The organism is Cellulosimicrobium sp. BMG9.22, assembly GCF_059159975.1.
This window is the reverse complement of record NZ_JBZGBY010000015.1, coordinates 16,953-43,090: the sequence shown is the minus strand read 5'-3', so window position 1 is coordinate 43,090 and position 26,138 is coordinate 16,953. Positions and strand designations below refer to the sequence as shown.

The 26,138-nt window shown below is 73.1% G+C and carries 26 protein-coding genes, 1 pseudogene and 1 riboswitch; of the genes and pseudogenes, 15 read left to right on the top strand and 12 right to left on the bottom strand.

Features of this window, described 5'->3' with window-relative positions; translation table 11 throughout:
• Window positions 1–2: 2 nt before the first annotated feature.
• The 3 genes from AC4H2H_RS11680 to AC4H2H_RS11670 are packed head-to-tail and all read right to left on the bottom strand — an operon-like array spanning window position 3 to window position 2,574.
• Window positions 3–737: a hypothetical protein gene (locus AC4H2H_RS11680; RefSeq protein ID WP_494370977.1), complete on the bottom strand. Its 735-nt coding sequence runs from the start codon at window positions 735–737 to the stop codon at window positions 3–5.
• On the bottom strand, window positions 734–1,531 hold the full coding sequence (locus tag AC4H2H_RS11675) for a hypothetical protein (protein WP_494370976.1): 798 nt from the start codon (window positions 1,529–1,531) through the stop codon (window positions 734–736). Before AC4H2H_RS11675 ends, AC4H2H_RS11680 begins: the two co-directional genes overlap by 4 nt.
• A 14-nt stretch (window positions 1,532–1,545) precedes the next feature.
• Window positions 1,546–2,574, bottom strand: coding sequence for a hypothetical protein (locus tag AC4H2H_RS11670; RefSeq protein ID WP_494370975.1), 1,029 nt, complete (start codon window positions 2,572–2,574; stop codon window positions 1,546–1,548).
• A 185-nt stretch (window positions 2,575–2,759) separates the two neighbouring features.
• Between AC4H2H_RS11670 and AC4H2H_RS11665 the strand changes: the two genes are divergently transcribed.
• Window positions 2,760–3,617, top strand: coding sequence for a class I SAM-dependent methyltransferase (locus tag AC4H2H_RS11665; RefSeq protein WP_494370974.1), 858 nt, complete (start codon window positions 2,760–2,762; stop codon window positions 3,615–3,617).
• 16 nt (window positions 3,618–3,633) lie between these two features.
• Window positions 3,634–3,945, top strand: a complete 312-nt coding sequence (locus AC4H2H_RS11660) for a hypothetical protein (protein WP_494370973.1) — start codon at window positions 3,634–3,636, stop codon at window positions 3,943–3,945.
• Here the strand turns inward: AC4H2H_RS11660 and AC4H2H_RS11655 are convergent.
• The gene (locus tag AC4H2H_RS11655) at window positions 3,933–4,406 is read right to left on the bottom strand and encodes a winged helix-turn-helix transcriptional regulator (RefSeq protein ID WP_494370972.1); all 474 of its coding nucleotides are present in this window, start codon (window positions 4,404–4,406) and stop codon (window positions 3,933–3,935) included. The genes AC4H2H_RS11660 and AC4H2H_RS11655 overlap by 13 nt on opposite strands.
• Before the next feature lie 124 nt (window positions 4,407–4,530).
• Here AC4H2H_RS11655 and AC4H2H_RS11650 point away from each other — a divergent pair, with 124 nt between their 5' ends.
• From AC4H2H_RS11650 to AC4H2H_RS11635, 4 genes and pseudogenes are all read left to right on the top strand, one after another.
• Window positions 4,531–5,988: an MFS transporter gene (locus AC4H2H_RS11650; RefSeq protein WP_494370971.1), complete on the top strand. Its 1,458-nt coding sequence runs from the start codon at window positions 4,531–4,533 to the stop codon at window positions 5,986–5,988.
• A gap of 448 nt (window positions 5,989–6,436) precedes the next feature.
• A complete protein-coding gene (locus tag AC4H2H_RS11645) occupies window positions 6,437–6,673 on the top strand; it encodes a hypothetical protein (protein ID WP_494370970.1) in 237 nt (78 codons plus the stop codon).
• Complete coding sequence (locus AC4H2H_RS11640) at window positions 6,670–7,188, top strand: Clp protease N-terminal domain-containing protein (RefSeq protein ID WP_494370969.1); 519 nt, start codon at window positions 6,670–6,672, stop codon at window positions 7,186–7,188. The genes AC4H2H_RS11645 and AC4H2H_RS11640 overlap by 4 nt, the downstream gene beginning before the upstream one ends.
• A pseudogene (locus tag AC4H2H_RS11635) lies at window positions 7,185–8,200 on the top strand (serine hydrolase domain-containing protein). Before AC4H2H_RS11640 ends, AC4H2H_RS11635 begins: the two are co-directional and overlap by 4 nt.
• Before the next feature lie 37 nt (window positions 8,201–8,237).
• Here AC4H2H_RS11635 and AC4H2H_RS11630 read toward each other — a convergent pair.
• Entirely contained in the window at window positions 8,238–9,146 is a 909-nt protein-coding gene (locus AC4H2H_RS11630) for an NmrA family NAD(P)-binding protein (RefSeq protein ID WP_494370968.1), read from the bottom strand.
• 68 nt (window positions 9,147–9,214) lie between these two features.
• Here AC4H2H_RS11630 and AC4H2H_RS11625 point away from each other — a divergent pair, with 68 nt between their 5' ends.
• Window positions 9,215–9,775: a low molecular weight protein-tyrosine-phosphatase gene (locus tag AC4H2H_RS11625; RefSeq protein WP_494370967.1), complete on the top strand. Its 561-nt coding sequence runs from the start codon at window positions 9,215–9,217 to the stop codon at window positions 9,773–9,775.
• A gap of 16 nt (window positions 9,776–9,791) precedes the next feature.
• Here the strand turns inward: AC4H2H_RS11625 and AC4H2H_RS11620 are convergent, their stop codons facing one another.
• The 5 genes from AC4H2H_RS11620 to AC4H2H_RS11600 all read right to left on the bottom strand — a co-directional run bounded on the left by AC4H2H_RS11620 (window position 9,792) and on the right by AC4H2H_RS11600 (window position 14,590).
• Window positions 9,792–10,592 (bottom strand): ABC transporter permease, encoded by an 801-nt coding sequence (locus tag AC4H2H_RS11620; RefSeq protein WP_494370966.1) that lies wholly within the window; start codon window positions 10,590–10,592, stop codon window positions 9,792–9,794.
• Window positions 10,593–10,596: 4 nt separating this feature from the next.
• Window positions 10,597–11,445: an ABC transporter permease gene (locus AC4H2H_RS11615; protein WP_494370965.1), complete on the bottom strand. Its 849-nt coding sequence runs from the start codon at window positions 11,443–11,445 to the stop codon at window positions 10,597–10,599.
• Entirely contained in the window at window positions 11,442–12,446 is a 1,005-nt protein-coding gene (locus AC4H2H_RS11610; protein ID WP_494370964.1) for an ABC transporter ATP-binding protein, read from the bottom strand. The genes AC4H2H_RS11615 and AC4H2H_RS11610 overlap by 4 nt, the downstream gene beginning before the upstream one ends.
• A 253-nt stretch (window positions 12,447–12,699) precedes the next feature.
• Window positions 12,700–13,902 carry an alpha/beta hydrolase gene (locus AC4H2H_RS11605; protein WP_494370963.1) on the bottom strand — a complete coding sequence of 401 codons (1,203 nt, stop codon included), beginning with the start codon at window positions 13,900–13,902 and terminating at the stop codon, window positions 12,700–12,702.
• Between the two features lie 118 nt (window positions 13,903–14,020).
• On the bottom strand, window positions 14,021–14,590 hold the full coding sequence (locus AC4H2H_RS11600) for a DnaJ family domain-containing protein (RefSeq protein WP_494370962.1): 570 nt from the start codon (window positions 14,588–14,590) through the stop codon (window positions 14,021–14,023).
• A gap of 238 nt (window positions 14,591–14,828) precedes the next feature.
• On the opposite strand from AC4H2H_RS11600, the gene AC4H2H_RS11595 reads away from it, so the two are divergent.
• Window positions 14,829–16,079, top strand: coding sequence for an ATP-binding protein (locus AC4H2H_RS11595; protein WP_494370961.1), 1,251 nt, complete (start codon window positions 14,829–14,831; stop codon window positions 16,077–16,079).
• Between the two features lie 37 nt (window positions 16,080–16,116).
• Here AC4H2H_RS11595 and AC4H2H_RS11590 read toward each other — a convergent pair whose 3' ends face one another.
• Complete coding sequence (locus AC4H2H_RS11590) at window positions 16,117–16,719, bottom strand: hypothetical protein (protein ID WP_494370960.1); 603 nt, start codon at window positions 16,717–16,719, stop codon at window positions 16,117–16,119.
• Between the two features lie 237 nt (window positions 16,720–16,956).
• Between AC4H2H_RS11590 and AC4H2H_RS11585 the strand changes: the two genes are divergently transcribed.
• From AC4H2H_RS11585 to AC4H2H_RS11575, 3 genes are all read left to right on the top strand, one after another.
• Window positions 16,957–18,138, top strand: coding sequence for a pyridoxal phosphate-dependent aminotransferase (locus AC4H2H_RS11585; protein WP_494371023.1), 1,182 nt, complete (start codon window positions 16,957–16,959; stop codon window positions 18,136–18,138).
• A gap of 141 nt (window positions 18,139–18,279) precedes the next feature.
• Window positions 18,280–19,164 (top strand): endonuclease/exonuclease/phosphatase family protein, encoded by an 885-nt coding sequence (locus AC4H2H_RS11580; RefSeq protein WP_494370959.1) that lies wholly within the window; start codon window positions 18,280–18,282, stop codon window positions 19,162–19,164.
• Window positions 19,165–19,275: 111 nt separating this feature from the next.
• Entirely contained in the window at window positions 19,276–21,576 is a 2,301-nt protein-coding gene (locus AC4H2H_RS11575) for an MSCRAMM family protein (RefSeq protein WP_494370958.1), read from the top strand.
• A gap of 50 nt (window positions 21,577–21,626) precedes the next feature.
• On the opposite strand, the gene AC4H2H_RS11570 is transcribed toward AC4H2H_RS11575, so the two are convergent.
• Entirely contained in the window at window positions 21,627–21,947 is a 321-nt protein-coding gene (locus AC4H2H_RS11570; protein ID WP_494370957.1) for a CBU_0592 family membrane protein, read from the bottom strand.
• Window positions 21,948–22,166: 219 nt separating this feature from the next.
• Between AC4H2H_RS11570 and AC4H2H_RS11565 the strand changes: the two genes are divergently transcribed.
• The 4 genes from AC4H2H_RS11565 to AC4H2H_RS11550 all read left to right on the top strand — a co-directional run bounded on the left by AC4H2H_RS11565 (window position 22,167) and on the right by AC4H2H_RS11550 (window position 25,858).
• Window positions 22,167–23,084, top strand: coding sequence for a LysR family transcriptional regulator (locus AC4H2H_RS11565; RefSeq protein ID WP_494370956.1), 918 nt, complete (start codon window positions 22,167–22,169; stop codon window positions 23,082–23,084).
• A 25-nt stretch (window positions 23,085–23,109) separates the two neighbouring features.
• The gene (locus tag AC4H2H_RS11560; protein ID WP_494371022.1) at window positions 23,110–23,340 is read left to right on the top strand and encodes a HepT-like ribonuclease domain-containing protein; all 231 of its coding nucleotides are present in this window, start codon (window positions 23,110–23,112) and stop codon (window positions 23,338–23,340) included.
• A gap of 9 nt (window positions 23,341–23,349) precedes the next feature.
• The gene (locus AC4H2H_RS11555; RefSeq protein WP_494370955.1) at window positions 23,350–24,852 is read left to right on the top strand and encodes a lactate/malate family dehydrogenase; all 1,503 of its coding nucleotides are present in this window, start codon (window positions 23,350–23,352) and stop codon (window positions 24,850–24,852) included.
• A gap of 130 nt (window positions 24,853–24,982) precedes the next feature.
• Window positions 24,983–25,858 (top strand): formate/nitrite transporter family protein, encoded by an 876-nt coding sequence (locus AC4H2H_RS11550; RefSeq protein ID WP_494370954.1) that lies wholly within the window; start codon window positions 24,983–24,985, stop codon window positions 25,856–25,858.
• Between the two features lie 108 nt (window positions 25,859–25,966).
• Window positions 25,967–26,075, top strand: a riboswitch (glycine riboswitch).
• The last annotated feature ends 63 nt before the right edge of the window (window positions 26,076–26,138 follow it).

The following is a 26,138-nucleotide window of genomic DNA, read 5'->3' as shown; positions in this document are numbered from 1 at the left end:
CGTCAGGCCCGGCGCAGCGGTGCACGCCGGAACCGCTCCGGGATGCCCAGGTGGTCGGCGTCCTCGACGGTCGAGCGCAGCTTCCGCGGCGGCAGCGCGTGCGGCACGACGGCGTCCGCGCCCGGGACCCGCGCGTCGTGCATGGCCGCGGCGAGCGCGTGCACGAGGGGCGCCTGTCGCGACGGCCGGCGCGTCGAGAAGACCCACAGGTCGAAACCGGGCGCGGTCGCGAGGTCGACCGGCTGACCCTGGGCCCAGGCGTACCGCGCGACCTGCGGAGACACTCCCATGAACGTGATCGGGTGCCGGGACCACAGGACCGTCCGCGACGACCCGCCGACGCCGCGGTCCGCGAGGAGGAGCCCGATCGTGCGCTGGTTGCCCACGACGGCGGACACCGTCCGGGCGTCCAGGCCGGACCACGGGATCACCGTGGGCCGCAGGAACGGCGCGAACGAGCCGACGACGATCCCGTGGTCGAGGACGAGCAGCTTCTCCGAGCCCATGAACCACAGCCCGAGCCCTGCGAGGAGCACCCAGACGACGAGCAGCACGAGCGCGCCGCCCAGCTCGCCGCTGCCGGAGAGCCAGCCACCCAGCGAGAAGGCGAGGACCAGGCCCACGGCGACGATCCACGCCGGGACGTTCGGCGTCGTCGACTCGACGTGACGCAGACCGCCCAGCCGCGAGGTCTCGGCCCAGTACCGCACCTTGCGCGTCGCGCGGTCGCCGCTCACCGGTGCAGGACCTCGTCGACGAGGCCTTCGAGCGTCGCCCTGCTCGCCTCCCTGAGGGAGTACGTGGTGGGGGCGCCCACGTCGTCGTGCTCGCTCCCGCGCAGGACGTGCACCGCGTCGGGCGACGTGTACGCCGTCACGACCTCGACCCGGTCGGAGCCCGCGACGATGCCGACGACCGTCGACACCGCGACGGCCGAGGCGAGCGCAGGGTCGTCCTGCGCGGCGGCCGTCAGCTCGTCGGACGTGAGCGTCCTCGTCCTGCCGTCGAGCACCGCGCTGCGCGCGGGGTCCAGAAACTCCGCGACGCGCGCGCGGGCGACGTCCGCCGGGTAGACCGAGAAGGCGTGCGCACCCTCGACCGACACCTCCTCCTCGAGCATCACGTCGTTCTCGTGGAGGTAGAGGTAGACCCAGTGCTTGCCGAGCGACGTGGTCCGCTCGACGGAGCAGATCGCGTCGGCCGTGCGGCGCAGGACGAGCGGCCCGGTGATCTGGTCGACGGCCTGCAGGCCGACCGCCGGTTCGCCCTCGGGGTCCGCGGGGTCCGGTCTGCGCGTCGCCGAGACGACGTCGCGGACCACGAGCGAGCGGAGCGCGACGCGCGGCGCGAGGTCGCGTTCGGCGTCCGAGAGCCCGTCGAGGTAGGGCGTCGCGACGAGCTGGGCGTTCTGGACGCCGTCGAGCACCACGACCTCCTCGTCGGTGAGCGAGAAGACGTGGGTCACCTCCCCGGGAGTCGCACGGGCAAGCGTGGCCCTGGCGGCGGCGATGTCGCTCGTCGTCCAGGTCATGGTGGGTCCTGCGGTCACGAGAAGAGGCCTCCGACGAAGTCTCCGGCCTCGGAGAGGCCGTCACCGATCGCGCCCACGGCGTCGGACGCGGCATCCCCGATGTTATCCACTGCGTCGGCCGCGAAGTCCGTCGCCTCGTCCCAGCCCTCGGAGACGTAGCCCCCCATGTCGCCGAAGAACTCGCCGATCGCCTCGCGGTTGTCGTAGATGTAGTTGCCGAGCGACCAGGCGCCGGCGACGAGCCCGGCACCGACGACCACCGCGATCCCGACCGGGTTCGTGAGCAGCCCGGCCGCGAGGGCGATGGAGCCCGCCCCGCCGACGATCGACAGCCCGCCCATGAGCTGGTCGGTGGTGTGGCGCCAGCCGCCCTGGTCGGCGTAGTCGGAGTTGACGATCTGGTTGATCCCGCCGGCGATCGCGAAGACACCGCCGACGGCACCGGCCGAACGGGCGGCGGTCATCCCGAAGTGGGTGACGGTGAACCTGCCGAGGCCGGCGGTGACCGCCGCCGAGCGCATCGCGGCGAGGTCGTCGAGCGGGCCGGCCTGCAGGAACTGTCGCGCGATCGCGAGACCGGGGAAGAACTTGGCGGCGTCGAGTCCGACGCCGACGGCGGAGTAGGCGCCGAGCCCGACCGCACCGAGGACGCCGAGAGCGTTGCGGTCGACGGGGCCGAGGGGGCCGCCGCCGGGGCCGGTCGGTACGCCCGAGCCCCCCGGAGCGCCCGGACTCCCGGGGCCCGGGACGCCCGGCGACGGGAGGGACGCGCCGTCGGTGCTCGCGGAGAACTGCTCGTCGGCGTTGCGCCGGACGGCGCGCGACGCCTCGGAGAGCGTCTGGCTCACGCCGCGCAGGAGGGCGACCGAGGTGCCCGTCCACTCGCCACGGAACTGGTCGGCGTCGCCGCCCTGCCACCGTGTCGACGCCTCGACGAGCCCGCTGACCTGGGAGGTGGTGCTCACGAGCTGGTCGGACGCGGACTGCAACGACTGCGCCAGCGTCCGTAGCTGGTTGACGTCCGCGCCCCACATTCCGCTCACGCCGTCCCCGCTCCTCGTCGTCGGTTCGTCCCGGTCCGTCGCGTCGGCGCGTCCGGTGCTCCGCGCGTGCGGCACGGGCAGGGAGGAGGCTACCGGGCGCCGTCGGACGAGCGCGATGGGGAGGACTCCCCCGACGCATGGCCCGGGCGTTCGGCCAGGACCGGCCACCGGGTGACAATCGACGCATGCCTGCCGCGGTTCCCGAGACCCCCGCCCCGCCCGACCCGACGCCGGACGCGCCCGTCCCCGCCCCGCCGGCACCCGACGCGTCCTTCGAGGCGCACGTCGAGTGGGCGCGCGCGGTCCCCGTGGTGGGCTTCGACTTCGCCCCGGTGGCGGGCCGCGTCGTGGAGGACCCTCTGCCGTGGGACTACCCCGCGCTCGCGCGCGAGCTCGTCGGCAGCGGTCGCGGCCCGGTCCTCGACCTCGGTACGGGCGGCGGCGAGGTGCTCGCGTCGCTCGCCCCGCTGCCGGCGGGCTCGGCGGCCACCGAGGGCTGGGCGCCCAACCTCCCCGTGGCCCGACGGCGGCTCGAGCCCCTCGGCGTCGACGTGCGGCCCGCGGGCGGGGACGACGAGCAGCTCCTGCCGTTCTTCGACGACCAGTTCGCGGTGGTGCTCGACCGGCACGAGGAGTTCGACCCCGACGAGGTGCTGCGCGTGCTCGAGCCGGGCGGCGTGTTCCTCACGCAGCAGGTGGACACGCGCGACGGGTTGCGACTCAGCACCGCACTCGGCGTCGAGCTGCCGTGGGACCCGGACTCGGTGACACTCGACGCCGCCGTGGAGGTGCTGCGCGACGCCGGGTTCGTCGTCGACGTCGCGCGCGAGCACGAGGGCCTGCGCCGGTTCCGCGACCTGTCGGCGGTGCTCTGGTACCTCAAGATCATCGCGTGGCAGGTACCCGAGCTCGCCTCGCTCTCCCCCGAGTCGGTCGCCCGGTTCGAGGCGCCGCTGCGCGCGCTGCACCTGCACCTCGCGGCCGGCCGCGAGTTCGTCGACGAGGCCCCGCGCTTCCTCGTGGTGGCGCGCAAGCCCTTCTGAGGTGGGAGGTGGACGGATGGGCGGGGTACCGCGGACGCGGTTCGTCGGCGACACGAACCAGGCGCGGAGCTACGCGTGGTTCCTCACGGGTGCGGCGCTCGCTCCGGTCGCGTTCGTCGGCATCGTGCTGCTCTCGTGGTGGCGGGCGCAGGTCTACGGGTGGTCGGAGAATCCCCGCGTCCCGCACGAGGGCGACCCGTTCCCGTGGTGGTGGGTCGCCCTCGGCGCGCTGGCGTGCGTCCTCGTGGCTCGCCTCGCGGTACGGCAGTGGCGTCGCTTCCGCGAGCTCGTCGCCGACGACCGGCGCCGGGCCGCTCAGAGGTCCTGAAGCGCTGCCTCGCGCTCGTCGTAGGCACGGCGGGACTGGGCGATGTGCTCCTGGTGCGCCTCCGTCCACACGACGAGCGCCTTGGTCGTCGCGTGGAGCGACCGGCCCATCTCGGTGAGGGCGTAGTCGACGCGCGGCGGGACGGTCGGGTAGACCGTGCGCTCGACGATGCCGTCGCGCTCCAGCTGGCGCAGCGTGCGCGACAGCATGCGCTGGCTGATCCCGTCGATCTCGCGCTTGAGCTCGGTGAAGCGCATGACGCGCCGGTCGAGCAGCGCGATGGCGAGCAGCGACCACTTGTCCGCGATCCGGTCGAGGATCTGCCGCACCTCGCAGTCCTCGCGCGAGTCCCACTGCCAGACCTCGACGTCGGACTCCCACTTGGACGGCGTGCATCCGTTGTGGACCTCCGGCGTCGGGAGCGCGTCGCGCGTCGTCGTGGAACCGCGTCGCGCGGTCACGGTATCCGCGGTGATACCAGGTGCATCCGATGTGCCGTCTTCCATACCTCCTGATCCTGGCCCACTATGGGCTCGGTATCAAGAGGTAACCGAGTACCGGTAGGTGCTCACGAGAGGGGACGCCATGACCGACCCGACCACCGCCCGCTTCACGATGCGCGACTGGGGACTGCTGCTCGTGCTGTGCGGCGCGATCTTCCTGGAGGGCAGCGACATCGCGATGCTGTCCGTCGCGCTCCCCGGTATCCGCGCGGACCTCGGCCTCGCGACGGGCGAGCTCGGCGGGGTCGTGACGGCGTACGTCGTCGGGTACGGCGGGTTCATGCTGCTCGGCGGGCGAGCGGCCGACCTGTACGGCCGTCGCCGGATGTTCGTGATCTGGCTGCTCGTGTTCCTCGTCTTCTCCGGCCTCGGCGGGTTCGCGACCGACGGGTGGATGCTCCTGCTCTCCCGCTTCGTCACCGGCGTCGCCGCGGGTTTCCTCACCCCCGCCGGCATGTCCCTCATCACGACGTCGTTCGCCGAGGGGCCGCGCCGCAACCGGGCGCTCGTCATCTACGGCGCGGCCGGGGCGGCGGGCTTCTCGCTCGGGCTCGTCGTCGGCGGCCTGCTGGCCGCGATCCACTGGCGGTGGGTCTTCTTCGCCCCGGTGATCCTCGCCGTCGTGCTCCTCGCGCTCGCCCTCGCGACGATCCGGCGGGACGTGGCGACACCCGGCCGCGGCACGCTCGACGTGCTCGGGGCGTTCCTCGCGACGGGCGCGATGGTCCTGCTCGCGGCGGGCATCGTGCGGCTCGAGCACCCCGGTGAGGGGCTCGCGTGGACGGTCGCGGCGCTCGCGGGCGGCGCAGCGCTTCTCGCGGCGTTCGTCGCGCGGCAGCGCCGGGTCGAGCACCCCCTGCTGCCGCTGCGGCTCTTCCGCTCGGCGGAGCTCGTGCGGGCGAACCTCACCGCGGTGCTCTTCGCGGGCGGGTTCTACGGCTTCCAGGTGCTGCTCACGCTCTACCTGCAGGAGCTGCGCGGCTGGACGCCGCTGCAGACAGGCCTCGCGATGCTGCTCATGGCGGTCGACGTCGTCCTCGCGCCCGTGCTCACGCCGCGGCTCGTCGAGCGGTTCGGGGTGCCGCGCGTGATCGTCGGCGGGCTCGTCGCCGCAGCGCTCGCGGCCGCGTGGTTCCTCGCGTCCGGCCTCGACTGGACGTACGCCGTCATGGTCCCGTCGATGGCCCTGGTCGGCGTGGCGTTCGCGCTCGTCTACGGGCCGATCGCCATCGCGGCGACCACCGGGGTCACGGACGCGGAGCAGGGCGTCGCGGGCGGCGTGCTCAACACGTCGTTCCAGCTCGGCGCGGCGATCGGTATCTCCGCCGCGACGGCGGTCAGCGTCCTCGCGCTCGGCGACGGCACCGGGGCCGAGGCGGGACTCGCCGCGTTCCACGCGGCCCTGTGGGTCCCGGTGGGGGCATTCGTCCTTGCCGCGCTGGTGATGGCGGCCCCGCGGCGCCGTCGGGCCGCCGTCGAGCCCACGGCCCTGCCCGACGAGGATGCTCGCCTCCCGGAGCCCGCACCCGCCACCCCCTGAGTGCATGAAATAGTCGCGTCCGGCACGTCCGGACGCGACTATTTCATGCACTCAGCGGGTCCCGGTGGGCAGCAAGAAGCCCGCGGGCTGGAGGGTTCCTCCTGTCGTGCTGGACGAGGGCACGACACCCGCGGGCTCCGGTGGTTGCGTGGTACTCGCTCTCGTCGGGTGCCTCCCGTCGGGAGACCCCGCCCGATGAACGGGCTCACCGCATCCGGTCCGTTGCTGGATCGGTTGCGCGACGACTAGCGCGCAACCACCTCACGAGTCCGAAGAATATTCACTTCCAGGACCACCTCCTTTCGCGTGTACGACGACCGTACGTCCGACCTGCGGACCGCGCCAGAGGTTTTCGCTCAGGGCTCGACACAGCGGCGTCAGGCAGGCATCGGCTCGCATCAAGCAACCGAGGTTGACTGCACAGAGTTTTGGCAACTACGGTTGCTTCATGCCAGACGAGGTGGTCGACCCGGTCGGTGAGGCCGCAGACGCGCTCGCCGCCGTGACCGCGTTGCGCAGGCTCGCGGACCAGCTGGAGGACGCCGCGGTCGAGCAGGCCATGCGCGAGGGCTGGGGGTGGGCGCGGGTCGCTCAGGCGCTGGGGGTCACGCGACAGGCGGTCCACAAGAAGCACGCGCGCCGGCTCGTGACGGCCGGGGTCACGTTGAGGAGGCGGGTTCGGTGAGCGGCTTCGACCGATACCTGCAGGGCGTCGTCGACCGTGCCGGCACCGAGGCCGCCCGTGACGGTTCGGCTGCCATCGAGGCCCACCACCTGCTGCTGGCGATCGCGAGAGAACCCGACGGGCCCGCACACGAGGTCCTCACCGCGGCAGGGCTCGGGCACGCGGCGATCGTGGAGGCCCTGGACGGCGAGTACGCGGCGAGCCTGCGCGCCGTCGGTCTCGACCTCGACCAGCTCCGGATGCCCCCGGTGACGCCGGCACCGAAGGCGCCGCAGCGTCTCGGCACGTCGAGCATGGCGGCGGTCCAGCGTCTCGCCGCACAGTTCCGCAAGAGCGAGCTCGGGCCCGCCCACCTCCTGCTGGGAATCCTCCAGGCGGAGGTCGGCACCCTGCCGCGCGCGCTGGAGCTGGCCGGCGTCGACCGGGCAGCTCTGCTCGACCGTCTCGGCGAGTCCGTCGGCACCGGCGCCGAGCACCGACCCAGCACACCCCACCATCGACCGGGAGTGACATGACGAACCAGCAGAGCAGCTCCGGCCCGCCGTCCGCATCGTCGAGCCCGGTGCCGTCCGCGATCCAGCGGCTGCTCGACGAGGCCGTCGCCGATGACGGTCTGCCGGGCGTTCTCGCGGAAGCCCGGGACGCCACCGGCCGCTGGTTCGCGCGGGCCGGGGTCGCCGACGTGACGACGGGCGCGCCGCGGCTGCCCGAGGAGCGGTTCCGGATCGGGAGCCTCACCAAGGCGCTCACGGCCACCGTCGTGCTGCAGCTCGTCGCCGAGGGGCGTCTCTCGCTCGAGAGCACCGCCGGAGATCTGGTCCCCGGAGTCCTCGAGGAGGGCCTCGGCATGGACGGCCGTGCCGTCACCGTCCGAGAGCTGCTCAACCACACGAGCGGGATCCCCGACGTCTCCCCGACCAGCAGCCGACGCCCGGCGAGCGCGGCCGCTTCGCGTACTCGAAGGTCAACTACACGCTCGCCGGCATGATCGTCGAGTCCCTCACGGGCACGTCCCTGGAGCAGCAGATCAGCTCTCGGATCGCCCGGCCGCTGGGGCTGACGGCGACGACCCTGCCGGTGTCGGCGACCGGCATCGACGGCCCGCACGCCCGGCACTACTCGCGGGGTCCGGACGGAGAGCTGCACGACGTCACCGAGACGGACGTGAGCTGGGCTGGAGCAGCCGGTGGCGCGATCTCGAACCTCGGTGACCTCCACGTGTTCCTCCGGGCCCTGCTCGCCGGGCGCTTGCTCCCCGCCGACCTCCAGCGGCAGATGCTCACCACCGTCCCGACCGAGAGCTGGATCCCCGGCACGCGCTACGGTCTGGGCGTCTTCACCCAACGCCTGCCCGACGGCACCGACGTGTGGGGTGGCGGGGGCGCCATCGACGGCTCGTGGACCTACGCGATGGGCCGTGAGGACGGCAGCCACCTGGTCGTCGCCAACGTGAACGGAGACTGGGGAGACCCGATCGGCCTCTTCAGCGCGCTGCTCGAGGCGGAGCTCGGACTCGCCGGTCGCTGATCGACCGGATCAACCCACCGGGGCCGACGGCGGACGTTCAGGACGTGCGCAGGTGCGCCCACTCCTCGGGGTAGTCGTCGAGCCACTCGGCGAACGACTGGGCGGGACGTTCGACGAGACGCGGGACCGTGTCGCTCACGGTCGAGAGATCGCCGGCCGCGATCGCCGCGTACGACGACACCCACCCGTCGACCTCGAAGCGCTGCGCGCCGTACCGCTCGCGCGACGCGTACGCCTCGGCCAGGGTCTCCTGGTGGTAGGTGATCTCGCGGCCGGTCGCGCTCGACAGCGCCCGCGCGACCTCGTCGAGCGTGAGGGACTTTGGGCCCGTGACGTCGTAGGTCACGCCGTCGTGCTGTCGTGCGTCGTCGTCGAGGAGGACGTGCGTCGCGACGTCCGCGATGTCGTCGTGCGACACGGACGCGACCCGGCCCGCGCCCGCGGGGCCGCGGATCACCCCGTCGTCGCCGACCATGAGCGCGAGCCCCCGGTGGTACAGGTTGTCGCGCAGGAACGTGTGCCGTACACCGGTCGCCCGGACGTACTGCTCGGTGTGCCAGTGGTCGCGCGCGAAGGTGAAGACGGCGTCGAGCGCGGCCCCGACGAACGAGACGTACACGATCCGGGAGACCCCGGCGGCGACGGCCGCGTCGACGGCCGCGCGGTGCTGCGCCACCCGGTCGGCGTCCTCGCGCGCTGACACGAGCACCACGGTGTCGGTCCCCGTGAACGCCTCGACCATCGCGCGCGTGTCGGTGTACCCCGCCACGACGGCGACGTCCGAGTCGGGCAGCGGGTCGTCGCCGAGGCTCGGCGCGCGGGCGGCGTCGCGCACGACCAGCCGTTGCGGCGCGCCCTCGGCGGCGAGGCGGAACGCGAGCTTCGACCCCAGCAGCCCGCTCGCGCCCGTGACGGCGACCCGCCCCGACCCCGCCCTGATCGTCATGACCTCACGGTAGACGCGCGCTGCCCGGGCCGCCCGGCCGGGCGGACGCCGTCGTGCAGGATGGGCGCATGACCTCCGCCGCGGACCGCCGCGCCCCGTACCGCGTCCTGACGGTCTGCACCGGCAACATCTGCCGGTCGCCGATGGCCGAGATCGTCCTGCGCGACCGCTTCGAGGCCGCGGGTCTCGGGGACCGGGTCGTCGTCGACTCGACCGGCGTGAGCGACGAGGAGGAGGGCAACCCGATCGACCGTCGGGCGCGCGCGGTGCTCGCGGAGCACGGGTACGTCGTCGACGGGTCGCACCGTGCACGCCAGGTGCAGCCGCGCGACCTTGCGGACAGCGACCTCGTGCTCGCCATGACGGCGCAGCACGCGCGGGCGCTGCGCCGTCTGGCGGGCGACGGCGTCGGCGGGCCGGGGAGCCGGCCCGACGGTGGCCCCGACGTCCGCCTGTACCGGTCGTTCGACCCGGCCGCGCCGCACGTCCCCGCGGGCTCCCCGGAGCACGTGCTCGACGTCGCCGACCCCTGGTACGGCGGCCGCCGCGACTTCGAGGACTGCCTCGAGCAGGTCGAGGCCGCGGCGGACGGGATCGTGGCCTTCGTCCGCGAGAGGCTCGAGAGCTGACCCTGACGGCGAACCGTCAGTTTCCTGCGCTCTCGTAGCGTCGGAGGCCCCGTCGGACGGCGAGCACCCCGAGTGTGATCGTCCATGCGGCGACGAGGGGCGTCAGCAGTCCGACGAGGGGCGTCGACCCCGTGCCGAGGAAGGCGGTCACGGGGAAGTAGGACATGAAGGCGAACGGCAGCCCGACGGTGAGCACGATCCGGATGGCGGGGGCGTAGATGCTCAGAGGGAACCGTGAAAGCTCGCCGACCTGGTGGAGAGACAACGCGACCACGGAGAACGGGCCGCCGATCCAGAACGCCGTGGCGTTGGTGACCAGGTTCAGGCCGAGCTTCACGCCGATGGAGCCGACGAGCAGGACGACGCCGAGGAGCGCCTTCCCGACCGACCAGTCGACGTCGAGCCGGGTCAGCGCGACGCCGATCATCGCGCCGCCCAGCAGGATGTTGCCGAGCCCGTTGACGCCGATCGACGAGCTCATGATCTGCCCGACGACGGAGAACGGGCGCACGAGAAGCCGGTCGAGCTCGCCGCGATTGACGATCCCGGAGATGCCCCACGTGCCGTTGAAGAGCACCGAGCACACGCCCTCGGCCACGTAGACGGTGGCGTAGACGAGCACGATCTGCCAGAAGGTCCACCCGTGGAGCGACGGGATCTTGAGGAACACGGCCCACAGGAAGACGAGCCCGACCACCTGCGTCGACGCCGACGCGACGATCATGATCCAGAAGTCCGACCGGTAGGCCGCGATCGAGCGCACCCGCGCCCCGAGGTGGCGTCGATACAGCCAGACGCCGCGCCGCAGCTCCCTCATCGCGTCACCCACCGTGCACCGTGAGGCGTCGCGACGCCGTGCTCCACATCCACCGTGCACCGAACCAGAGCAGCACGACCCAGCCGGCCTGCACACCGATGCGCTGCCAGGCGTCGGCGCTCTGTGCCTCGCCGAGAAGGATCAGCGCCGGGGTGTAGACCGTGGCTTGGAAGGGCAGCGCCTCCGCCACGGTCTGGAGCGCGCCAGGAAAGACCGTCAACGGCACCAGCGCCCCCGAGAAGAGCTGGGTGATCGCGAGACGGGCCGTGTTGACGCCGAAGAACCCCTGCGTCCAGAAGCACAGCAGGCTCGTGGCGTAGACGATGCAGAACTTCAGGGGGAGCACGAACGCCATGCTGAGGAGGAAGAGCCCGAGCTGCGGCACCGGGACTGCGGGCAGACCGCCGAAGGGGAGGACGACAGCCAGGCCGATGACGATGCCCGCGCCGGTCTCGACGAGCGCGAACCCCGTCGTCTCCGCGAAGCGGGCCCGCTGGAAGTCGACCGGCTTGACCAGGTCGGACGCGACCGAGCCGTCGTTGATCCTGACGGCAGTCCGCCAGTCCGTCCACGGGGAGACGATCGTGCCGACCACGAACGACACGAACAGGTAGGTCCGCATCTGGGGCCATGTCAGCGGCATCGACGACGTCGCCTCGCCGAGGATGGCGCGCCACAGGAACAGCAGCGACGCGAAGGTGAGCGCGCCGCCGACGAGGCTGAAGAGAAACTGCCGTCGGTAGACGAGGAGGCTCCGCGCGGCGACGCGCGCGACGGCTCGATACCCGACCCAAGATCCGCGGCGCGTCGCGGAGGCGGGAGGTGCTGCGGCTCGCACGTCCGTGACGGTCATGACTCCTTCCCGCCCGACGACGTGCGCGCGTAGATCGTGCGGATCACGCTCTCGATCCCCGGCTCCTCGACCCGCACGTCGACGACGTCGAACAGGTCGAAGGCTGCCCGCAGGACCTCGGACGGCGTCACGACGCGGTGGTCGAACCGCGCGACGACCTCCGGTCCCTCCAGCGAGCAGGTGACTCCCGGCACCCGCGCCGCGAGCAGGTCGGGAGATGCGTCGCCCGCTCGGGTGAACCGGACGATCGCCTCGGTGGCGAACGTCCTGGTGACGGTGTCCAGCGGTCCGTCGAGCAGCAGGCGGCCCTCGTCGATGACGACGATGCGCTGACAGATCTGCGCCACGTCGTTCATGTCATGGGTCGTCAGGATGACGGTGGTTCCCTCGTCGACCAACCCGCGCACGAACTCGCGGACCTTGTCCTTGACGTCGATGTCGAGCCCGATCGTCGGCTCGTCGAGGAACACCACGGGCGGGCGGTGCAGCAGGGCGGCGGCGAGGTCCGCGCGCATGCGCTGTCCGAGAGACAGCTTGCGGGCCATGAGCGGCATCAGCTCGCCGATCCCGAGGACCGCGTCGAAGCGGGCGAGCGTCCGCCGGTACTCGGCGTCGTCCAGCCCGTACATGTCCCGCAGGAGACCGAGCGAGTCCGCGACCGGCAGGTCCCACCACAGCTGGGTGCGCTGCCCGAACACGACGCCGATCTGCCGAGCGTTCGCGACGCGCTGGCGATGCGGGTCGAGCCCGCCGACGCGGATCGTGCCCGACGTCGGTACCAGGATTCCGGTGAGCATCTTCACGGTCGTCGACTTGCCGGCACCGTTCGGGCCGACGTAGGCCACCGCTTCGCCCTGCTCGATCGACAGGCTGAGATCGCGCACCGCGTGGTGCTCGACGTATCGCGGACGCACGAGGCGCCGGAGCGCTCCCCTCCCGTCCTCGGCGCCCTCGGCCCTGCGGAACGTCTTCGAGACGCCGTCCGCGACGATGATCGCCATCGACCCTCCTCGGGGTTCTGGGGTGCGGACTCGACCCGGCGTTCCCCGGACGTGCGTCGGCCCGTCGGCGGGGCGCTGAGAGCGTCGTGCACCGGCGCCTTCCGGGCAGCCGCAGACTCCGGGAGAGCCGCAAGGTAGCAAGGCCCGGACGCGGTCGGACGGCCGAGTCCGCATCGTGAGAGCGCTCCCCGGCGTGCCGGGCGGTCGCCAGGTGGACGTGGTGAGAAGGACGACCTCCCTCGCTCCCGCCCCGTCAGCGGCGTCGGGATCGACGGCCCCGCAGGCTCCCGACGGCGGCGCCGACCGTGCGCGCGGCGGTCCGCCCGGCGCGGTGTGCAGCGCCTGCGAGGCGGGTGAGCAGCCGGCCGATGCCGCCCGGGGCCGGTGGTGCGCCACCGTGGGAGGGTGCCGCGTCGTCGGGCGCGGCGGATGCCGGGCGCGGGAGGTACGCGTCGAGCCACTGCGCGATGCGCCCGTACGCGAGCGCGCGCACCGGTCGGGCCGAGAGCACGACGTCGTGCAGCGCGCCGTCGATCCGCGCGACCGTGACGAGGTCGCCGAGCTGCACGCACCGCTGCGCGACGCCGTCGACGTCGATCGCGGTGTCCGTGTGCGTCATCTCCGGGGTCCACCGCGGCAGGAGCGTGCTGCGCGTGGACAGCAGCGCGAGGACCGGCGCCCCGATCCCCAGGCCCCTCGCGACGGACTGCTGACCGTGGAACACCGCCGAGAGCCAGGCCGGCGTCGTGCGGAAGCCGTGCTGCGGGCGCCACGCGAGGTCGTAGGTCCACTCGCCCCCGAAGTCCTTGCTCACCGACCGCGTGTAGAACCCGAGGTCGACGTTCGGGAGCGGGCGCGTCGGCGTGAGGCGGGCGCGTGCGCCTATGACGGGCTCGAGCAGGATGCGCCCGACCTCGCGCGTCTGGAACTCGAGCCAGGGGCTGTTGAGCACGAGCGCGGCTGCACGCCCCGGATGGCGCGCGAGCCACAGGCTGAGCGTGAGCCCGCCCGTCGAGTGCCCCATGAGCACGAGCTCACGCGGCGAGCGGCCGTCGCCGTGGTGCCCGATCGCGTGGAGCGCAGCCTCGATGTCCTCGTCGTAGGTCGCGAGGTCGGTGACGTAGCCGGGCGTCTGCCCGGGTCGGAGGCTGCGCCCGTACTTGCGCAGGTCGAGCGCGTGGAACCGCGCGCCGCGCGCCTCCCAGAACTCGGCGAGCTCGGTCTGGAAGAAGTAGTCGGACCACCCGTGCACGTAGAGGACGTCGAGGTACGGCTCGGGGGCGCGTGTTCCGCCTGGCGAGGTCCGCCGGGGCGTCCGGTCCCCGGTCGTGCCGTCCCGAGGTTCCCGACGGCGGCGCACGAGCGTCGCGACGACGTCACCCTCGTCGTCCGGGGCGAGGGGCAGGGTGAGCTGCTCGTACTCGTCCCCGAGGACGTCGGGCTGCCAGTCGGCCATGCCGCCGACCCTAGGCGCGACGGGCGCGCGCCGCTCGGCGTCACCTCCCCTGCCGAACCCGGGTCTATGCGCCGATGCGGTGCCCGATCGCCACGCAACCCCGGGTTCGGCAGCGCGCTCAGCGGCCCGCGCGGCGGGCGCGCCAGCGCGCGACCTCAGACTCGACGTCGCGCGTCGGCGTGACGACGGGCGGCCCGCCGAGCAGCTGGCGTCGCGCGTCGATCACCCGGGCGTTGAAGTCCTCGAGGAGCTCGCGGACGGCCCGCTCGTCGAGCTCGCGGTCGAGGCGGTCGTCGAGCGTGCGATCCTCCTGCTTGAGCAGCATCGCCGGCGGGCCGAGACCGGTGAGCTGTTCGCGCTCGATGACGGACTTGAGCCACCAGTCCGGGTCGTGCGTGCCGGTGAGCCCGGGGATCGGTTTGCCGGCGAGCGGGAGGTCGTCGAACTCGCCCCGCCGGATCGCCTGGTCGATCACGACGTCGACGTACAAGGCGCGGTCCTCCGGACGTACTCGGCGCGGGGAGCGGGCAGCTTCCCCTCCGTCGCTCGTCCCGTCGCGCTCGCGCCCGTCCTCGGGGTGACATGCGTCGGGCGCCTCGGCGTCCTCACGCTCGGCCTCCCGGTCGACCCTGTACTGCGCCGCCCGCCGGACGGGGTCGTCGTCGGACGTCGGTCGACGGCGGAACATGACACACCTCCTGGACTCGCGTCGCGACCCAGCCTAGGCGCGCCCGATGGGAGGGCGCCACGGAGGACCGGGCCGGTGGGCTCGACGATCTGACCGATGGTGGACGTCCGGCTTCGGACGCACGGTCCGATCGGTGGCGGAAGGATCCCACAACGGGGTTCGGCAGGATCCGATAAAAGGCGGCGGCACGTTCCGAGCTGAGAGGACGGCAGGTTCCGAACTCCAGTAGTCTCGAAGTGTGACCAGCCTGATTGCGCGCCGTCTGACTCAGATCGTCCGCGACCGCTCGTCAACCACGCCGGTGCTTCTCCTGGAGGGGCCACGCGGTGTGGGAAAGTCGACACTGCTGGATGGGCTGGCGGCCGATTCGGATGCCGTGGTGATCGACCTGGACCGGGACGACTACCTTCAGCTCGCGCAGAACAGCCCGGCTGCGGTAGTCGGCGAAGACACGCCGGTGCTCATCGACGAGTACCAGAAGGTTCCATCCCTGTTGGACGCGATCAAGGCTCGACTGAACCATGAGACGCGGCCCGGCATGTTCGTCCTCGCCGGCTCGGCGAGCTATGACTCCCTTCCACGAGGTACGCAAGCCCTCACAGGTCGACTCCAGCGGCTTCCGGTCATGCCCCTCACGCAGACCGAGATCGACGCGACCGGCAACGATCTGATCGCCCGAGCGTTCGAGGGTGAGGTCAAGCACCGGGTCCGCCCCGCCACCACCTCGAGGAACGAGTACGTCGATCGCGTGATGCGCGGCGGAATGCCCCTCGCGCTCGCGCAGCCTCGCGAAGCTGACCGCTCTCGCTGGTTCGAGGCACACGTAGACCAGTCGATCCAACGAGATGCTGGCGAGCTACGGCGCATCGGCAGAAGATCCGACCTTCGGGACGTGCTGATGCGCACCGCTGGACAGACCGCGAGTGTCCTCAACGTGTCCAAGGTAGCCAGCGACGTTGCTCCGTCGTGGGACACGACCTCCGCGTACATCGAGCTTCTCGAGTCGCTGTTCCTCGTCCGTCGGCTCCCCGCTTGGGGCGTGACCGTCCTGCCCAGGAGCATCGAGTCTCCCAAGATCCATGTCGTCGACTCCGGGATCGGCGCCCACCTGCTGCGCCTGAGCACCGCGAAGATGAGGCGGCTCGACCCGTCATCGCTCACGGAGTTCGGACAGCTGCTCGAGTCCTTCGTCGTCCAGGACGCGATCCGGCAGACGACATGGATGAACGTCCCTGTCTCAGCCGGCTACTGGCGCACCAGGGACAACGTCGAAGTCGACCTCGTTCTGGAGCGCCATGACGGTGCGGTCGTCGCCATCGAGGTCAAGTCCGGGGAGCACGTCAACCGGACCCAGCTCTCGCCTCTCGTCGCCCTGCGCGATCGCCTGGGTTCGTCTTTCGCAGCCGGTATCACGTTCTACATGGGTGGTGTCGGATACGAGGTGGAAGACCGGATCCATGTGCTCCCGATCGAGCGACTGTGGGCGTGATGGCTCCGGGAGCATCCCGGACGTCCCCGGCACGAGGTCAGTCGTCGAGCCACGGGTGGTAGCGGCGACGCAGCCCGCGGTCGACGGCGGCGACCACCCCGCCGACGGCCAGCACGGTGTTCACCGAGCCCGGGAGGTCGGGGACGAAGGGCGGCGTCCACCCCGTGAAGCCGGAGACCAGGTCGAGGAGCTGGGGCACCTGCGTCACCAGCGCGACCACGAGCACGACCCACGCTGTCACGCCGACGGCGCGGCTCGCCGTCGGGCGCTCGCGGTCCATCCGGTCCCGCCAGGCCTCGGCCGTCCCCGGCATCGGCGGGACGTCGGCCACCGCGCCGACCTGGTCGACGACGCGCACGTACCGCATGCCGTACAGGCCCATGCGGGCCTCGAGCGTCGCGCCGCCCAGGTCGAACCGGGCGGGCGAGCGCTGCTCGTCGACCAGGCGGCGGTCGCGGTACAGCCGGACGCGCTCGTCCCAGTCGAGGAAGTCCACGTCCACGACGTGCTCGTGCCCGCCGTGCCACAGCACGAACGCGCTGCGCCACAGCACGCTCCACCCTGTGACGGGCCGGAAGAACGCGGCATGGTCGTCGTCGGCCCGGTCCTCGGGCTCGTCGTCCCACACGTCGTCTGTCATGCGTCCATCCGACCCGGGCACATAGCCCTGGCGCGTCCGCCGGACGACCCATCCTGCGCCGTCGGGCACGGCGAGGTCCGCCGAACGAATGACCCGCCGAACCCGGGGTTGTGCGCGACGAGCGCCTCGGCCTGACGTATATCCCCGGGTTCGGCACGTCCCCGGTGCCCGGCAAGCCCGGGCTCGGCGCCGCGGCCGGCCCCCGAACCCCGGCATGATGGCCTCATGTCAGGGTCGATGAAGGTCTCGCGCCGTTCGCACGTGCCGCCGTTCGCGGTGATGGAGGTCCTCGCGGAGGCGAACCGCCTGCGCGACGCCGGGGCGTCGGTGCTCAACCTGTGCGCGGGCGAGCCGTCGACCGGGGCGTCGGACGTCGTGCGGCGCCGCGCGATCGAGCTGCTCGAGCACGGCGACCTCGGCTACACGGAGTCGCTCGGCGTCCCGGCCCTGCGGCGTGCGATCGCCGAGCACTACGACCGCTGGTACGGCGTCGAGGTCGACCCGGCGCGCGTCGCGGTGACCACGGGCTCGTCCGGCGGGTTCCTGCTCGCGTTCCTCGCGGCGTTCGACGTCGGCGACCGCGTCGCGCTCGCCCGACCCGGCTACCCCGCGTACAAGAACATCCTGCGCGCGCTGGGCTGCGAGGTCGTGGAGCTCGACTGCGGGCCCGAGACGCGCTACCAGCCGACGGTCTCCCAGCTCATGGAGGCGTACTACGACGGCGGCCTCGACGGCATCGTCGTCGCGAGCCCCGCCAACCCCACGGGGACGATGATCCTGCCCGCCGAGCTCGACGCCGTCGCCGCCTGGTGCACCGACCACGACGTGCGTCTCGTGAGCGACGAGATCTACCACGGCATCACGTACGGGGACCCGGACGCCACGCCCGCCGCGCTCCCGACCGCCGCGCGGCACGTCGGCGAGGGGGCCGTCGTCGTGAACTCGTTCTCCAAGTACTGGGCGATGACGGGCTGGCGCCTCGGATGGCTCGTGCTGCCGGACGAGCTCGTCGGGCCGGTCGACGCGCTCGCGGGCAACGTCGCCCTCTCGCCACCCGCGCTCGCGCAGCACGCGGGCGTCGCGGCGTTCTCCCCCGAGGGGTACGCGGCCGCGGCGGAGAACGTCGCCCGGTACGCGACGTCGCGCGAGCTCGTGCTGTCGCGCCTCGACGACCTCGGCTGGTCGCGCGTCGCCCCCGCCGACGGCGCGTTCTACGTCTATGCCGACGTCTCCGGCGACGGACTGGACGCCGTGACGTGGTGCGAGCGCCTGCTCGCCGAGGCGGGCGTCGCGCTCACTCCGGGCACGGACTTCGACGGCGTGCACGGCGGCGACTGGGTACGGCTCTCCTTCGCGGCCGCACCCGCGACCGTCGCCGAGGCCGTCGACCGGATCGTCGCCTGGCGCCGCACGCTCTGACCTCCCGCCCCGAACACCCCGAGATAGCGATTCCCGGGCGAGATAGCGACGCACGACCCAGGTGCGGGGGTGCACATGGCCGGGGGTCGCCATCTCGCGGGTCTGGTCGCGGCCGTCGCCGGGGCGCGCGAGGATCGTGCGGTGCCGACCGACCCGACCCCGTCGCCGCTCCCGCCCCGACCCGACGGCGTGCTGCGCCTCGCGACGTTCAACGTGCTGCACGGCGCCGCGCTCGACGGGACGGTCGACGTGGAGCGGTTCGCGCGCGCCGTCGCGCACCTCGACGCCGACGTGCTCGCCCTTCAGGAGGTGGAGCGCGACTCCCCGCGCTCGCACCGCGCGGACCTCGTCGCCGTCGCCGGGAAGGCGCTGCGCGCCGACCACCGGCACCTCTCGCCGACCCTGCGCGGTGTGGCGGGCGCCTGGGTACCCGCGGGACGGCCGGGGGCCGGCGTGCCTCGCGTGCCCGGCGTCGCGTCGTTCGGGATCGGGCTGGTGAGCCGGTTCCCGGTCGAGCGGTGGCTGCGGCTCGAGCTCGACCGGATGCCGTGGCGGTCTCGCGTCCGACGACGCACGGCCGGGTCGGGGGCCGCGCGCTGGGTCCCGTTCCGCGTCGTCCCGGACGAGCCGCGCGCGGCGCTCGCGGCGACGGTGCGGACCCCGGCGGGGTCGCTCACCGTCGTCACGACGCACACCACGTCACGGCCCGAGTTCACCGCCGACCAGTTCCGCGCGTTCGTGCGCGCGTGCGACGTGCTGCCGCGCCCGCTGGTCGTGCTCGGCGACCTCAACCTCCGCGCGCCCGAGCCCGCCGACCTCAGCGGCTGGACGTCGCTCGCCGACGCGCTCACCCACCCGGCCGACCGGCCCGCGCGACAGATCGACCACGTCCTCGTCGACGACGCGCGATCGCCCGGGCGCGTCCGGCCGGTCGGTCCCGCGGTCGCCCTGGACACGGGGATCTCCGACCATCGCGCGCTCGTCGTCGACGTCCGGTACGTCTCGGCACCGGAGACGTCGGCGTGAGCTGACGACCGTCCCTCCTCTCCCGGGTCCGTCCCGTCGCCCCGGGAGCCGCCCGGGTAATTTCTCGCCCTCCGCGTGCCGTGTCGACGAGCGGCCCCTACCGTGGTGCGCGTGAGCCGAGCATCTCTGCGCGCCGCCGTCGTCACGCTCCTCCTCGTCGTCGCGGTGCTCCCGGCGCCTGCGGCGACCGCGGTCACCACCGCGGGGTGGGCGGCCTGGGATCCGCTCACGGGTTCGGCGGGCTCGTTCACGACGACGATGCGGCTCCCGGCAGGCGGGTTCCCGGCGGCGACCGTCACGTCGGACTCGCGGGGCGGGCAGGTCGGCGTCCAGTCCGGGCAGTCGTCCTGGCTGAGCGCCGCGACGCCGCCCGGCGAGGTCTACGGCTCGAGCCAGGGGCAGGCCTACCTCAACCTGCGGCCACGCGCGGACAACGCGACGTCCCCGTCCACCACGACCTACACGTTCGAGCGCCCGACGCCGGCCGGCGGCTGGGCGTTCGTCCTCGGCGACATCGACGCAGACCGGGCCGTCGTCGTCGCGCGCGGGGCGGACGGGCAGCTCCTCACGGGCGCGGAGCTCGGCTGGCAGGGCGGGTTCAACTACTGCGCCGTCACGCCGAGCCCGTCGTGCACGGGGTCCGCGACCGACGTGGCGAGGTGGAACCCCGTCACGGGCGAGGTCACCGGCAACGATGCCGGGACCGACACGGCGGGTACCGCGGGGTGGTTCCAGCCGACGGTCCCGGTCACGAGCCTCACCGTGTCCTTCTACCAGCGCTCCGGGTTCCCGGTATACCAGACGTGGTTCGCCTCGCTCGCGCGCGACGTCACGGGCACCGTCGAGGCCCAGGACCCCGACGACCCCACCGCCTCTGCCCCGGTCGGCGGCGCGACGCTCACGCTCTTCGGCCCCGATGGCACGCAGCTCGCCACGACGACGTCGGCCCCCGACGGCACGTACGCCTTCCCCGGCTACGCCGCGGCCGACGGCTACACGGTCGAGGTCATCGCCCCGCCGGCGCCGTCCCCCGACCACCCGGGCTACGTCGTCGAGGGCCCGGCACGCCTCCCTGCGGACCTCTCCACGACCGACGCGACCGCCGTCGACTTCCTCGTGCGGGAGATCGTCCCCGTCCCGGTCAGCGGGTTCGTGCGCACCCCGGACGGCACGCCCGTGCCCGGTGCGGTCGTGACGCTCACCGGCGAGGACGGCCCGCGCACCGCCACCACGGACTCCACGGGTGCGTACCTGATCGACGACGTCCCCGTCGGCGGTCACGCCTTCTCCGTCGTCCTGCCGGCCGGGTACACGGTCGTCTCCACGCCGGACCCGATCGACGTCCTGGCGGGCAGCGAGACGCCGATCACCGACCAGGACTTCGTCGTCCAGGCGCCCGCCACCGTGTCCGGCGCCGTGACCGCGGGCGGGGCCGGGGTCCCCGGCGCCGTCGTGACGATCACCGGCCCGGGCGGGACGTTCACGACGCCGACGGCCGCTGACGGCACCTACTCGTTCGACGGGATCACCCCGGGTGGCTGGACCGTGACGGTCGAGGTCCCGTCCGGCTACACGGCGGACGGCCCGACGACGCGGCCCGTCACCGTCGCGGCGGACGACGTGACCGACGTCGACTTCCAGGTCCAGCGTCCCGGATCGGTCGGCGGGACCGTGCTCGACCAGGTCGGGAACCCCGTCGCGGGGGCGACGGTCGTGGTCTCCGGCCCCGGCGGGGACACGACGCTGACGACCGACGCGAGCGGCGTGTACGCCACGGACGGCCTGCCCGCCGGGGAGTACGCGATCACCCTCACGGTCCCGGACGGCTACACCGCGGAGCTCACGGAGCGGACGACGACGATCACGGCGGCGGGCGAGAACCGGCTCGACCAGGACTTCGCCGTCGTGCAGGAGGTGGCGCCGCAGCCCGTCGGCGGGACCGTCGTCGACACCGCGGGCACCCCGGTGCCGGGCGCCACGGTGACGGTCCAGGACGACACCGGGACCGTCGTCGGCTCGACAACGACCGCGGCAGACGGCACGTGGACGCTCGACCTGCCCGCGGGCACCGGTTACACGGCCGAGGTCACCGCCCCCCAGGGCTACGCCGTCGACGGTGCGACGACCGTGACGTTCGACGTCGCCGCGTCCCCGGTGACGGGCCTCGACTTCACGCTCGTGGCGACGGCGGTGCCCCCGACACCGACGCCCTCACCGTCACCGACACCGACGCCCGACCCCGGACCCGCCTCGGGTGCGAACGGGGGCGGCGCCCCGGGTGGGACGAGCACGGGTCGCGCGCTCGCCGCGACCGGGGCAGACGCGGGTGCGGCGCTCATGGCGGCCCTGCTCCTCGTGGCGGCGGGCGCCGGGGCGCTCGGTGCCCGAGGGCGGGTGGCCCGCCGGGCCTGACGGTGCGTCGCCGGACCTCCGTCCCGGGTGTTGGCGCCCGACGGCGGGGGTCACGCGGCGAGCTCGACCTCCTGGGGCGCGGGGTCGACCTGCTCGGCGAGGACGCGTCGACGGGCGTGGCGCGCGCGGACGATGAGGACGACCGCCTGGACCCCGATGAGGACCCAGACCACGTTCGCCGCCACGGACGGCCACACGCCGTTCACGGCCGCGACCATGGCCATGAGCCCGGCTGCCACGAGATTGGTGAGCTGGAAGGGGGCGGACGACGCGGCCCAGCGGCCGCGGCTGACCTGCGCGTACGCAAGGACGCCGGCGGCGGCGCCGATCCAGCCGAGGAACATGACGAGGGCGTCGAGGGTGACGGGCACAGCGAGACTCCGGGCGACGAAGAGGGTGGGGTGGAGGGGTTCCGCGACGCTGCGGGGGCTGTGCGCTCCGGGCCGTGGGCTGGTGGCGCTGGGTGGTGCGGAAGCTCTGGCGCCGACCCGCAGGAGGAGGAGGTAACCGGTCGGCGCCTCCACAAGTGTGGGGCCGAACGGCGTTCAGCGCAATCGAATGATTCTGCAACGGTCCTTTAGCATCACTACATGGCCACAGACCCACGCAGGCTTGGTTTCCTCCTTGCCGTGCACCGGGGCGGGGGTGTGCTCGCGGCAGCGGATCTGCTACGAGTCACCCCGTCCGCGGTGTCCCAGCAGATCCAGCGTCTCGAGGCCGAGGAGGGCGTCGCGGTCCTCGATCGCGGGCCGCGCGGCGTGACCCTCACCCCGGCCGGTCGGGTGCTCGCGGAGGCCGCGGAACGCATCGAGACCGAGCTGGTCGAGGCCCGCAAGGCGCTCGCCGCGCTCGGTGACGAGGTGGCGGGTCGCGTGGCGGTCGGCTCCTTCCAGACGGCGATCCGTGCCGTCGTCGCACCCGTCGCCGCCCGCCTCGTGGAGACCTCGCCGGGCATCGACCTCGACGTCCAGGAGCGTGAGCCCGCCGAGGCGCTCCGGCTCCTGCGCGCAGGCGAGCTCGACGTCGTCCTCCTCGAGCGCGACTACGAGGCCGAGTCGCCCGCGCCGCGGGGGACGCGCGAGGTCGTGCTCCTCGACGAGCCGTGGCGCCTCGTCGTCCCCGCGGCCATGCCCACCCCGACGCGTCTCGACGACGTGCGCGACGTCGTCTGGCTGGGCCCGGAGCCCGACACCGCGGCAGCCCGTGCCCTGCGGCGCCTCGAGCGCGGGCTCGGCGGGACGCTGCGGACACGGCACAACTACTACGACTTCGACGTCGCCCTGTCGCTCGTCGCCGCGGGCCTGGGCGTCGCGATGCTGCCGGCGCTCGCCGTCGAGGGTGGCGCGTCGGACGAGGTGCCCGACGGCGTCACGGTCGTCGGGCTGCCCGGCCTCGGCTCCCGGCGCCTGGTCGCCCGCCACCGCGCGACGCGTCACGAGCCCCGGCCCGTCGTGTCGGCGGTCCTCGACGAGATGGTCGCCGCCGCCGCGCAGATCACCTTCGCCTGAGGGCAGGGAGAACTCGACGCCTGATATCGGGATCGATATCAGGCGTGCACGACTGCGGCGACGACGGTATCCGGACGTTCCGTGGCGCGAGATCAGGGCGACGCGGAACCGGATCGCGCACCAGTACGACGGTGTCGGCGACCAGATCGTCTGGGAGACGCTGCGGACCCACCTGCCCGACCTGCTCCGGACGCTCGGTGTCGACCGGCCGGGGGCGAAGGACGGCGCGGACTCCCGGGGTGCTCCGGCGACGTAGCCTGCCGGGATGGACGTAGCGGTGGTGGGGGCGACGGGCGACGTCGGCCGTCAGGTGTGCACGCAGCTCGTCGAGCGCCGGGTCCTCCCGCCGACGTCGCGGCTCCAGCTCGTGGGCCGGGCCGGCGGGGGGTCGGGGCAGGCGGTCCACGGACTGCGCGCGGACCTCGTCGACGCCTACGACGAGCACGCGCCGCTGCTCGACGTCGCGCACTCCCCCGACGACGTCACGGCCGACGTGGTCGTCGTCGCCGCGGGCCTCACTCCCCCGGCGCGCACGGGCGCCGATCCGGACCGCCGTCTGCTCGCCGCGACGAACCGAGCGGTCTTCGCGGAGTACGCGGACGCGATCGCGCGGCGCGGCTCGGGGCACGAGGTCGTCGTCGTCGTGACCAACCCGGTCGAGCTGGGGGTCGCGGTGATGGCGGAGCGGCTCGGGCGGCACCGCGTGATCGGGATGGGCGCGTGGCTCGACACCCTCCGATTCCGGCGCGAGATCGCGGTCGAGCTGGGCGTGCGGCGGCACCGCGTGGGCGGGTTCGTCGGTGGCCAGCACGGCGAGGACGCCGTCCCGCTGTGGTCGACGGTCCAGATCAGCGGTCTCGACGCGGACGAGCGGGCCAGAGCCGTCGCAGCCCTGCGCCGGGGTCGCACGCTCGACGTCCTGCCGGCCGAGATCGACGCCGCGAAGGACGAGCTCGCACTCCTCGCGGGCGACGACATGGGCGCCGCGTTCGACCTCATCGACACGTGGCCCGCCGACCTGCGCCTCGTCACGCGTCCCTGGATGACCCACCAGTCCGGCGCCAAGACGCCCGCGGGCACGGCGAGCGCGACGGTCGACCTCCTCGAGGTGATCCTCGACGGCCGCGAGACGGTCGTCGCCGGTCAGGTCGCGCTCGACGGCGAGCTCGACGGTCGGCTCGGCGCGTCACGGTCGGGCTCGTCGCGGCCCGGCTCGTCGACCCCCGGTGTGCCCGACGACGGCCCGTTCCGCGGCGTGCTCGGAGTCCCCGTGGTGCTCGGCCCGAGTGGGTGGACGCGCGTCCTCCTCGACACGCTGCCCGACGACGAGGCGCGCCACCTCGCGCGGGCGGCGGACGGCGTCGGGCAGATGCTGGCGGCCACGGCCACGGCCACGGCCACGGCCACGGGCACTGCCGCTGCCGCTGCCGCGGTCGCCGCCACGGAGCCGGGCGGGCGGGACGAGCTGAGCGAGCGGACATCGTCGGGCGCGGAGGCGACCTGGGTGGCGACCGTCCAGGGGCTCGACCAGCCGGGCACGCTCACCGCGCTGACCGGCGTCTTCTCGACGCGCGGGGTGAGCTTCGACTCGTTGGCCACGGACGGCGTCGGCCCGGACGGGACGGCGGGACGGATCGTCGTGACGTTCCGCGCGACGCCGCGGCGCACGCACGCGCTCGAGCGCGCGGTGAGCCGCCTCGCGACGGTGCGTTCCGTCGTCGTGCGCCGGGCACCCGCCGGTACCTCACAGCGTGACGCGCCGCGCTGAGCGGAAGCGGTAACGAGAATGCTCCGCCGCGGGAACCCGGGCGAAACCCGGTCTTCCTAGCGTGGGGCGAGCCGTCGGCCTCTCCCCTGCCGTGGCCGGCGACGACGCCCGAAGGAACCGGAGACCGCCCATGTCGTACCTCAAGCCTGCCGAGCTCGTCCCGACGATCGTCGACGCCGGCGCGAACAAGGTCCTGCTCTCCACGCGCGACACGATCGTCCGCGCGATCATGGGCGGCGCGATCCTCACCATCGGCGCGGCGTTCGCGGTGACCGTGACCGTCATGACGGGCAGCGCGATCCTCGGCGCGATCCTCTTCCCCGTCGGGTTCATCATGCTGTACCTGCTGGGCTACGACCTGCTCACCGGCATGTTCGTCCTCGGCCCGCTCGCGTGGCTCGACAAGCGGCCCGGCATCACCTGGCGGGGCATCCTGCGCAACTGGGGCCTCGTGTTCGTCGGCAACTTCATCGGGGCCTTCACCGTCGCCGTCCTGATGGCGATCGTCGTGACGTACGGGTTCGCGACCCCGCCCAACGAGGTCGGCGAGGCGATCGGTCACATCGGCGAGGGCCGGACCGTCGGGTACGCGGAGCACGGGGCGTCCGGCATGCTCACGCTGTTCGTCCGCGGGATGCTCTGCAACTGGATGGTGTCGATGGGCGTCATCGGCGCGATGATCGCCAAGGACGTCCCGGGCAAGGCGCTCGCGATGTGGATGCCGATCATGCTCTTCTTCTTCATGGGTTTCGAGCACTCGATCGTCAACATGTTCCTCTTCCCGTCCGGCCTGCTGCTCGGCGGCGAGTTCACGATCATGGACTACCTGGTCTGGAACGAGATCCCCACGCTCGCCGGGAACCTCGTGGGCGGCCTGCTGCTCACCGGCCTGCCCCTCTACTACACCTACGGCCGCCCGGCGGCGCGGAAGGGTGCGGCGGTCGAGCCCGTCCCGGCGGCGTCCGAGCCGACGGCGGAGCGCGAGCTGGTCTCCGAGCCCGCCTGATCAGCGGCGGCACCCGAGCCCGCGGCGGCCGGTAGGATCGAGGTCACAACTTCATGCTTCACCGGTGGTCCCGCGTGCCGTCCTCGGCGCCGGGACCATCGTGCCGCCCGAACCACGACGGGAGAGCTCGGCGCCACGGTCCCCGCGACCCGGCGTCGGCGCCGAAGGAGCAAGTCCTCCCCGGGAATCTCTCAGGCCCACGTACCGTCGAGGTGAGGCAACTCTGGAAAGCGGCCGTGCGCCGTCGGATCTCCGGCGGCCCGGCCCACCGACGGTGCAA